Annotated in this window: 1 pseudogene; it reads right to left on the reverse strand. The window is 65.9% G+C overall.

What is annotated here, in order from left to right:
* A pseudogene (locus tag F7Q90_RS26005) lies at positions 1–460 on the reverse strand (exonuclease subunit SbcC); the annotation flags it as partial.

The raw sequence follows: 460 nt of genomic DNA on the forward strand, positions 1-460 counted from the left end.
GCTGCCAGGCGCTGAATTCTGCGTGCTGTTCAGCGCTGAAGGTAAGCGCCAGCTCACCGCACAGCGCCTGCCAGCGCTCGCGGGTGGCGGCGATCTGCTGGTCGAGATCGGCGATTTCCTGTTGCAGCGCCTGCTGTTGCTGCTGCGACAGTTTAAGCTGCTCGCCCCGCGCGGTGCCGGCTTCCCTGAGCTGCGCCACGTGCGTTTCCAGCGCCGACTGCCGCTGCTGATTTTCATCTGGCTGCAACTGCTGGTAGCGGTCGATGGCCGGATGCTGGCAGGAGCCGCACAGCGGGCAGGGCTGTTCCGGCTGCAGCCGGGCCCGCTCGTCGGCCAGCTGAATAATGGTGCGCTCCAGCTCGCACAGGCGACGCACATCCAGCAGCGTCTGATGCTCGCGCTTGTACTCCTCGCGCAGCTGCTGCAACGCCAGCGCTTCCTGCTCAGCATGCTGCTGTAA

It is taken from the genome of Pantoea stewartii subsp. stewartii (genome assembly GCF_008801695.1).
Taxonomy (GTDB): domain Bacteria; phylum Pseudomonadota; class Gammaproteobacteria; order Enterobacterales; family Enterobacteriaceae; genus Pantoea; species Pantoea stewartii.